A 7,518-nucleotide genomic window follows, 5' to 3' on the forward strand; every position below is an offset into this window, starting at 1 on the left:
TGACGGCGAAGGCATCCGGAGAGTTTTTCCACAGCGCGGTATAACCCCTTCGACTATGGGGTTGTTTCAGTGTGGCGGGCTACCCGCTATACTTGCGCCCGCCTGCGAACCGTGGCCGCAGGCGTGAATAGCCACCATTGAGGGTGAACGCGTGAACCTAATTATGAAAATGCTGGCCGCACCAGCAACCGTACTGGCCCTCTGGGCTGTCAGCGCTCAAGCTGCGACGAATGACGACATTGCCAAGCGCCTGGAGCCTGTTGGCCAGGTGTGCGTTCAGGGGCAGGAATGCAAAGGAATGGAAGTCGCGGCTTCCGCTGGCGGCGGCGGTGGTGCGAAGACGCCAGATGAAGTGATTGCAAAACATTGCAACGCTTGCCACGGTACCGGCCTGTTGGGCGCACCGAAAATTGGTGACACCGCCGCCTGGAAAGAACGCGCCGATCACCAGGGCGGTCTCGACGGCATCCTCGCCAAAGCCATCACCGGCATCAACTCCATGCCGCCAAAAGGCACCTGCGCCGATTGCTCGGATGACGAGTTGAAAGGTGCGATCCAGAAGATGTCCGGCCTGAAATAAGCCGCGCTTCTGACGAAAAAAACCGTCTTCGGACGGTTTTTTTGTGCCTGCGATTCGCGGCTTGGGCTGTCCTTTGCAGCAAAGTCGAGGCAAGCTCGGTCTACCTCTATTCACGGAACGGGCAGGAGGCTTCAGATGGTGCAGTTGTGTTCGATCGAACAGGCAGTGGACGAGGTGCTTGCACGCTTGCCGGCGCATATCCATATGGGCTTGCCGCTGGGGCTGGGCAAGCCCAATCACTTCGTCAACGCGCTGTACCGGCGCATCAAAGGGCTGCCCGAGCGACAACTGACGATCTACACCGCGCTGTGCCTGGGGCGGCCGAACGTGGGCGATGGCTTGCAGAAGCGCTTCATCGAGCCCTTCGTCGAGCGCGTCTTCGGTGACTACCCGGAATTCGATTTCCTCGCCGACCTGCAACGCGACAGCCTGCCCGCCAACATCCGCATCGAGCAATTCTTCATGCAGCCCGGCAGCCTGCTCAACAGCGCGCCGGCCCAGCAGGATTACGTCAGCAGCAACTACAGCCACGCCGCCCGCGACATCAACGCCGCCGGCCTGAACCTGGTGGCGCAGTTGCTGGCCAGCAGCAGCGACCACCCCGACCGCCTGAGCCTGAGCTGCAACCCGGACATCACCCTCGACCTGTTGCCGATGATCGCCAAGCGCCGCGCATCAGGGGAGACCATTCTGCTGGTCGGCCAGGTGCACACCGAGCTGCCGTACATGCCCGGCGATGCCGAAGTCGATATCGACACCTTTGACCTGCTGATCGACGCCAAGGACAGCAGCACGCTGTTCTCCACGCCGAACATGCCGGTGGGCTTTCAGGACCATTTCATCGGCCTGCACGCCAGCACGTTGGTGCGCGATGGCGGCACACTGCAGATCGGCATTGGCTCAATGGGCGATGCCCTGACCGCCGCACTGCTGGCGCGGCAAGCGGATAACGCCGGTTATCAGGCCTTGCTCAATGACATAAACCTCAGCCAGTGGGCGCAGTTGATCGAACGCGAGGGCGGCACCGCGCCGTTCGCCAAAGGCCTGTACGGTTGCAGCGAAATGTTCGTCAACGGCTTGCTGGTGCTGGCGGACGCCGGGATCATCCGGCGCAAGGTCTACCCCGACGTGCAGACGCAGGAACAGGCCAATGCCGGCACGCTCGACGAAGCGGCGCAAACCGATGGCATCTCGGTGCACGGCGGTTTCTTCCTCGGCCCGCGCAGTTTCTACGAGCGCCTGCGCGAGCTGCCGCAGAGCAAGCGCCTCGAATTCAACATGACCCGCATCAGCTACATCAACGAGCTGTACGGGCAGGAAGAGTTGAAGCGCTTGCAGCGTCTCGACGCGCGGTTCATCAACACCGTGTTCACCATGACGCTGATGGGCGCAGGCGTGGCCGATCAACTGGAAGACGGGCGGGTGCTCAGCGGCGTTGGCGGGCAGTACAACTTCGTCGCCCAGGGTCACGCGCTGCATGATGCGCGCTCGATTCTGATCCTGCGCAGCTGGCGTGAGTCCGGTGGTGAGGTCAGTTCGAACATCGTCTGGGAATACGGCCACTGCACGATTCCACGGCACCTGCGCGACATCGTGGTCACCGAGTACGGCATCGCCGATCTGCGCGGCAAGACCGATGCCGTGGTGATCGAGGCGTTGCTGAACATCAGCGATTCACGCTTCCAGCCGGAGCTGATCGAGCAGGCGCAGAAAGTCGGCAAGCTGCCGAAGGATTTCCGTCTCGATCCGCGTTTCGCCGAGAACACGCCGCAACGCTTGCAGGCGATTGCCGCGAAGCATCCAAACCTGTTTCCGGAGTATCCGCTGGGTTGTGATTTCACCGCGGTCGAGCGGGATCTGTTGCGGGCGCTGAATTGGCTGAAGAGCAAGTTCAAGCTGACCGAGATTCTGGAACTGGGCAAGGCCGCGCTGGATGCGCCGGAGGCTTCGTTGTATCCCGAGCATCTGCAGCGGATGCAGCTCACGAACCCGGAAGGCCTGAAAGAAGATCTTTTCCAGCGCCTGCTCCTTACCGGCCTGAAGGCCACCGCACAATAACTGCCTGGCCCAAAACAACTGTAGGAGTGAGCCTGCTCGCGATGGCGGTGTATCAGCCGACGAAAATATCAGCTGACACTGCGCTATCGCGAGCAGGCTCACTCCTACAGGGGGGCTGCGGTGAGGCGGATTATTCGATGAAGGTAACGACGCCATCCTTCAGCGATTTCACGCGAGCCAGCGATTCAACGCGATAGCCCTGCGAATCCAGCTCGGCGCGGCCACCCTGGAACGACTTCTCGATCACGATGCCCAGACCGGCGACGGTGGCGCCGGCCTGCTTGATGATCGAGATCAGCGCCTGGGACGCCTTACCGTTGGCCAGGAAGTCGTCGATGATCAGCACGCGGTCGCTGCTGGTCAGGTGACGCGGGGAGATGGCCACGGTGCTTTCGGTCTGCTTGGTGAACGAGTAAACGGTCGCCGACAGCAGGTTTTCGGTCAGGGTCAGGGACTGGTGCTTGCGGGCGAAGATCACCGGCACGCCAAGGTTCAGACCGGTCATGATCGCCGGGGCGATGCCCGAGGCTTCGATGGTGACGATCTTGGTGATGCCCGAATCCTTGAACAGCGTGGCGAATTCGTCGCCGATCAGCTTCATCAGGGCCGGGTCGATCTGGTGGTTCAGAAAGGCGTCGACTTTCAGGACTTGATCGGAAAGCACGATGCCTTGTTCGCGGATTTTCTGGTGCAATGCTTCCATGAAGCTGTCCTCGTTCAGCGCTTGTGCGCCCTAAGCTTTAAAAAAGTGGTCAATTCTAGCGCTTTAACATCGCGCGTATATCAGCCAATGCGCTATTGCCGCGCACGGCTTTGACTTCGGTCGGTGTGTCGTCGTTGCCTTCCCACGCCAGATCGTCCGGCGGCAGCTCATCGAGGAAGCGGCTTGGCGCGCAGTCGATGATCTCGCCGTACTGCTTGCGCTTGGCAGCGAAGGTGAAGGCCAGGGTCTGACGGGCGCGGGTGATGCCCACGTAGGCCAGGCGGCGTTCTTCTTCGATGGTGTCGGCTTCGATGCTGGAGCGGTGCGGGAGGATTTCCTCTTCCATGCCCATGATGAACACGTAAGGGAATTCCAGGCCTTTGGACGCATGCAGGGTCATCATCTGCACGCCTTCGGCGCCGTCCTCTTCTTCCTGCTGACGCTCGAGCATGTCGCGCAAGACCAGTTTGCCGATGGCGTCCTCGACGGTCATCTCGCCGTCTTCGTCTTTTTCCAGGGTGTTTTTCAAGGCTTCGATCAGGAACCAGACGTTACTCATCCGGTAGTCCGCGGCCTTGTCGCTGGAACTGTTGGTGCGCAGCCAGTTCTCGTAGTCGATGTCCATGACCATGCTGCGCAGCGCCGAGATCGGGTCTTCGCCGGCGCACTGCTCACGGACCTTGTCCATGAAACGCTTGAAGCGCGCCAGGCGATCGGTGAAGCGGCTGTCTAGGTGTTCGCCCAGGCCGATTTCGTCGGTGGCGGCGTACATCGAGATCTTGCGTTCGGTGGCGTAGTTGCCGAGTTTTTCCAGAGTCGTGGAGCCGATCTCCCGGCGCGGCACGTTGATCACCCGCAGGAAGGCGTTGTCGTCATCCGGGTTCACGATCAGGCGGAAATAGGCCATCAGGTCTTTCACTTCCTGACGGCCGAAAAAGCTGTTGCCGCCGCTCAGGCGGTACGGCACCTGGTGGTGCTGCAACTTCAGTTCGATCAGTTTGGCCTGATAGTTCCCGCGATAGAGAATCGCGAAATCGCTATACGGGCGGTCGGTGCGCAAGTGCAGGCTGAGGATTTCCATGGCCACGCGCTCGGCTTCGGCGTCCTCGTTGCGGCAGCGGATCACGCGGATCTCGTCACCGTGGCCCATCTCACTCCACAGCTGCTTTTCGAATTCGTGCGGGTTGTTCGAAATCAGCACGTTGGCGCAGCGCAGGATGCGGCTGGTGGAGCGGTAGTTCTGCTCCAGCATCACCACTTTCAGCGACGGATAGTCGTCCTTGAGCAACATCAGGTTTTCCGGCCGCGCACCGCGCCAGGCGTAGATCGACTGGTCGTCGTCGCCCACCACAGTGAACTGGTTGCGCTTGCCGATCAGCATCTTCACCAGCAGGTACTGGCTGGCGTTGGTGTCCTGGTATTCGTCGACCAGCAGGTAGCGCACCTTGTTTTGCCACTTTTCGAGGATGTCGGCGTGCTCTTCGAAGAGCTTTACCGGCAGCAGGATCAGGTCGTCGAAGTCCACCGCGTTGAACGCCTTGAGCGTGCGCTGGTAGTGGGTGTAGACGATCGCGGCAGTCTGTTCTTTCGGATTGCGCGCGTTCTCCAGCGCTTGCGGCGGCAGAATCAGGTCGTTTTTCCAGGCGCCGATCATGTTCTTGATCTCGTCGACGCCGTCGTCGCCTGCGTACTCCTTCTGCATGATGTCGGTCATCAGGGCTTTGACGTCGGTCTCGTCGAAGATCGAGAAACCGGGTTTGTAGCCCAGCCGCGCGTGTTCCTTGCGGATGATGTTCAGGCCCAGGTTGTGGAAAGTGCAGACCGTCAGGCCGCGACCTTCGCCGGCACGCAGCAGGGTGCCGACCCGCTCCTTCATCTCGCGCGCGGCCTTGTTGGTAAAGGTCATGGCGACGATGTACTGGGCGCGGATGCCACAGTTCTGGATCAGGTGCGCGATCTTGCGGGTGATCACGCTGGTCTTGCCGGAGCCAGCGCCGGCGAGCACCAATAGAGGGCCGCCGACGTAGTTCACGGCTTCTTGCTGCCGGGGATTGAGTCGGGACATACGAAAATTCGGGAGTCGTTGACGAAATGGGCCGGCATTTTAACAGGCTCAGCGATTTGTGCTGCTCTCTCCGACTTGTGACGCACCACGCGATTCAAATTTGCCGGTTTTGTTACTTTCGCGGAGGATGCGCGGTGATTTTGCGGCTAATGTTCTCATTCGTGACACAAAATAACGTTCTGATAACCGTTGTCATTTGGTCATTGAACACCGCAACGGCATAATGCCCCGCCCACATCATTGCAGAGTCTAGGGAGCTAGCTTGTCTACGCCTGTCGAACCCTTGCGTTTGCTGCTACTGGCCGAAGAGCCAGCGTGGACAGCGTTATTGCGCGAGTGTCTGGCTCCGATGGGGAGCGCGGCGGTGCTGATCAGCGCGCCGAGCTGGGAGTCGGTCAGCAGTTTGTTCGAAGACAACCGCCATGCGGTGTTATTGACCGTTCCGGCATTGCAGCCGGCCCCGGGCCGATGCAGCCTGCCGACGGTGTTGCTGCTGGAACACGAACCGGCCACTGCGCCCGTTGGTGTCAGCGACTGGCTGGTGTTCGACGCCCTCGACGCCGGCATGCTGCGGCGTTGCCTGCGCCACGTGCGGGAACGCGGCGTGCTCGAAAATACGCTGCAACGCCTCGCCGAACAGGATCCGCTGACCGGCATCGCCAATCGCCAGGGGTTCCAGACCTTGCTCGCTGCGCGCCTTGCCGAAGGCGACGGTCGTGGCCTGGCCCTTGGGCATCTTGATCTCGACAACTTCCGCCACGCCAATGACGCCCTCGGCCATCAGGCCGGCGACCGGCTGATCCTGCAAGTCGTCGCACGGCTGAAAAGCCAGTTGGAGGCCGGTGATCAACTGGCGCGGCTGGGCAGCGATGAATTTGCCCTGCTGATCGACACCCGCCGCGCGCCGCAACGCGCCGAGTGGATGGCCGAACGCATCACCGAAGCACTCGCCGAACCGTATTGGGTCGATGGCGAAAGCCTGTTGATCGGCTCCAGCCTCGGCATCGCCCATGCCCGTGCGCAGGGCGGCGCCGATCCGCTGATGTGGCATGCGCACATCGCCATGCAGCAGGCCAAGAGCACCCAGGGTTGCACCTTCCATATCTTCAACGAACGCATCAACCGCAACGCACGGAGCATGGCCGACCTCGAAAGCGAGCTGCGTCGGGCCCTGCGTCGCGATGAGCTGGAGCTGCATTACCAGCCACGCTTGAATCTGGCGGACGGCCAGATCGTCGGCCTCGAAGCCTTGGTGCGCTGGCGCCATGGCGAGCGGGGCTTGTTGCCACCGAGCGAGTTCGTGCCGCTGGCGGAGCAGAGCGGTTTGATCGTGCCGCTGGGCTACTGGGTGATTTCCCGGGCGCTGCGCGACATGCAGGCGCTGCGCGAGCGCGGGCTGCCGGCACTGCACATGGCGATCAACCTGTCGTTCCGTCAGTTTCAAGACAGTCAGTTGTTGCCGACGCTCAGCCGCCTGATTGCCGAGCGCGGTGTCGAGGCGCAGTGGCTGGAGTTCGAACTGACCGAGACCGCCGTGATGCGTCGCAGCGATCTGGTCAAACAGACCATGGACGCTCTCGGCCGCCTCGGCGTGCGCTTCTCGCTGGATGACTTCGGCACCGGGTTCTCGTCTTTCGTGCACCTCAACAGCTTGCCCATTACCTTGCTGAAGATCGACAAGAGCTTCGTCGGCGGCATGGAACAGCGCGAAGAGAACCGCAAACTGGTGCACGCGATGATCAACCTCGCGCACAACCTGCACCTGGAAGTGGTGGCCGAAGGGGTCGAGACACCAGAGCAACTGGAGTTGTTGCGCGGATTTGGCTGCGATCAGGTGCAGGGCTATCTGATCAGCCGGCCGTTGCCGTTGGCGGAGTTGGTGGAGTACCTCACCTTGGGTTCAAGCCAACAGGTTTCGGTGGAGGCCGTTTAACAGATCGCAGCCTGCGGCAGCTCCTACACAGATCCCTGTAGGAGCTGCCGCAGGCTGCGATCTTTTGATCTTAATCCGCGCGAACGGTCTCGAACCTCTGTGACACAGGCTCACGCCGAATCATCCGTTTCATCTTCCATTCAAACGCCAGCGTCAAACTCACCGCCGCACACGCCAAC

General features: G+C 61.1%; 5 protein-coding genes. 3 read left to right on the forward strand and 2 right to left on the reverse strand.

Translation table 11 applies throughout. The annotated features are described in order from the left end of the window. Positions 1–163 precede the first annotated feature (163 nt). Positions 164–580, forward strand: a complete 417-nt coding sequence (locus tag J5M57_RS26820) for a c-type cytochrome (protein WP_016985831.1) — start codon at positions 164–166, stop codon at positions 578–580. 135 nt (positions 581–715) lie between these two features. Then, positions 716–2,638, forward strand: coding sequence for an acetyl-CoA hydrolase/transferase C-terminal domain-containing protein (locus tag J5M57_RS26825; protein ID WP_207848311.1), 1,923 nt, complete (start codon positions 716–718; stop codon positions 2,636–2,638). Positions 2,639–2,768: 130 nt separating this feature from the next. Here the strand turns inward: J5M57_RS26825 and J5M57_RS26830 are convergent, their stop codons facing one another. Both J5M57_RS26830 and rep read right to left on the reverse strand, forming a co-directional pair. Continuing rightward, complete coding sequence (locus tag J5M57_RS26830) at positions 2,769–3,341, reverse strand: xanthine phosphoribosyltransferase (protein ID WP_025113230.1); 573 nt, start codon at positions 3,339–3,341, stop codon at positions 2,769–2,771. A gap of 55 nt (positions 3,342–3,396) precedes the next feature. Then, positions 3,397–5,406 carry a DNA helicase Rep gene (gene rep, locus J5M57_RS26835; RefSeq protein WP_064589803.1) on the reverse strand — a complete coding sequence of 670 codons (2,010 nt, stop codon included), beginning with the start codon at positions 5,404–5,406 and terminating at the stop codon, positions 3,397–3,399. A gap of 262 nt (positions 5,407–5,668) precedes the next feature. On the opposite strand from rep, the gene J5M57_RS26840 reads away from it, so the two are divergent. Next, positions 5,669–7,339, forward strand: coding sequence for a bifunctional diguanylate cyclase/phosphodiesterase (locus J5M57_RS26840; RefSeq protein ID WP_207848312.1), 1,671 nt, complete (start codon positions 5,669–5,671; stop codon positions 7,337–7,339). The last annotated feature ends 179 nt before the right edge of the window (positions 7,340–7,518 follow it).

Origin of the sequence: Pseudomonas sp. 86_A (genome assembly GCF_017491705.1) — a bacterium.
Classification (GTDB): domain Bacteria; phylum Pseudomonadota; class Gammaproteobacteria; order Pseudomonadales; family Pseudomonadaceae; genus Aquipseudomonas; species Aquipseudomonas koreensis.

What these genes read in the sequence shown, in the direction of transcription:
- J5M57_RS26830 (WP_025113230.1), bottom strand. Translation starts at nt 3,341, where the DNA reads ATGGAAGCATTGCACCAGAAAATCCGCGAACAAGGCATCGTGCTTTCC.
- J5M57_RS26820 (WP_016985831.1), top strand. Translation starts at nt 164, where the DNA reads ATGAAAATGCTGGCCGCACCAGCAACCGTACTGGCCCTCTGGGCTGTC.
- rep (WP_064589803.1), bottom strand. Translation starts at nt 5,406, where the DNA reads ATGTCCCGACTCAATCCCCGGCAGCAAGAAGCCGTGAACTACGTCGGC.
- J5M57_RS26825 (WP_207848311.1), top strand. Translation starts at nt 716, where the DNA reads ATGGTGCAGTTGTGTTCGATCGAACAGGCAGTGGACGAGGTGCTTGCA.